Source organism: Streptomyces sp. NPDC001781 (genome assembly GCF_053596035.1).
The window spans coordinates 1-1290 of sequence record NZ_JBSFFI010000100.1; the positions used below are offsets into that span (position 1 = coordinate 1).

General features: G+C 73.5%; 3 protein-coding genes and 1 pseudogene. All 4 read right to left on the reverse strand.

Annotated elements, in window-relative coordinates; translation table 11 throughout:
- Positions 1–297: 297 nt before the first annotated feature.
- A complete protein-coding gene (locus ACWCV3_RS28955; RefSeq protein WP_451230339.1) occupies positions 298–465 on the reverse strand; it encodes a hypothetical protein in 168 nt (55 codons plus the stop codon).
- Entirely contained in the window at positions 462–758 is a 297-nt protein-coding gene (locus ACWCV3_RS28960) for a hypothetical protein (RefSeq protein ID WP_451230342.1), read from the reverse strand. The genes ACWCV3_RS28955 and ACWCV3_RS28960 overlap by 4 nt, the downstream gene beginning before the upstream one ends.
- Positions 755–964: a hypothetical protein gene (locus tag ACWCV3_RS28965; protein WP_451230345.1), complete on the reverse strand. Its 210-nt coding sequence runs from the start codon at positions 962–964 to the stop codon at positions 755–757. The genes ACWCV3_RS28960 and ACWCV3_RS28965 overlap by 4 nt, the downstream gene beginning before the upstream one ends.
- A gap of 11 nt (positions 965–975) precedes the next feature.
- Positions 976–1290, reverse strand: a pseudogene (locus ACWCV3_RS28970) (hypothetical protein); the annotation flags it as partial.

Consider the following 1290-nt stretch of genomic DNA (forward strand, 5'->3'; position numbering starts at 1 on the left):
CCCGGGTCAGTGACGGTGACCCGGGGCTCTTGTCGACCGGCGCCGGCCCGGGATCTCTCCGCCGGGTCAGCCGGGACTCTCTCATTTAGTTAAATCCCCGTCGGATGGTTTTGTTAAACCATCGCGGGGTCTCGTGTTCGCCGGCGCGGAACCAGCGCGGCCACGGTGGACCACCGATCTGGAGGTACAGGCCCGCCTCCTGGCAGCCGCGCCGGTGGCAGTCGGAGCACATCCCGCACAGCCGCAGCCGGCTCCGCCACGACAGGCCGACCGCGCACCAGTCGCAGACCCGGCCGCTCACGCGTCCGTCACCGCCCAGCCCATGGAGCACCACCGACCGGTCGCCTCGTCGGGCCAGCACCAGTGCCGCACGCGGAGCACCTGGTCGCCGCACACCCGGTACCGGTCGCCGCACTGCGCGCACTGGAGGCTGACCACGTCGGCCACGGAGCTGGTGACGTTCACGACGCTGCTCCCCGCGCCGCAACCCGGTTGGCCAGCGCCCACAGCAACCGCGCCAGCACGGGCGGCCGGGACCGGGGCTCCGGGTCAGCCATGGCGTCAGACGGCTCCATGACGCGACTCGCGGTCACGGCCGCCCGGCGTGCCTCCGCCGACGGCCAGCCGCCAGCGGACTCATCGACGGCCGCCACGGCAGCGTCGAACAGGCAAGCCTCCACGGTCACCCCGCCCGCGCGGGCGGCCACCACGGCGCGCTGGACGTCGGCCAGTAGCCGGTCGGTCTCCGGGCCCCTCACTCGCCGCCGCCCATGATGCTGTTCATGGTCCCGAGCAGCCAGGCGAGCGCGGCCCGCTCGGCCGCCGCCGGGGACCAGCCGCGCGCCGTCATGTCGCAGCGCATTCCGTCGGCCGCGTCGAACACCGGCGCCATCTGCTCCTTCATCGCCAGCAGCGCGTTGGACAGCTCGCCGCGCATCCGCTCCAGCTCGTCCTCGGACGGCATGTGCGGCCCGTTCACAGCGCGAGCCATTCCGGGTGGTCCAGCGTCCAGCGCACGGTGGTCTCGATGGATTTCTCCAGCGACACCGGCTGTGTCCAGCCGAAGCGGGCCAGCTTGTCGCCGTCCAGGGCGTAGCGCAGGTCGTGGCCGGGCCGGCTCGCGTGGAAGGACACCGGCCGCACGTGGGAGAGCGCGGCGTCCTCGTCCAGGCCCATGGCCGCACCGACCAGCCGGACCCCCACGTCGGCGGTGTCGCGGTGGTCCTGGTCGGCGACCCGAGCGGCGACGGCGTCCTCGTCGCCTGGCTGGAGCCCGCCGCCACACACGTC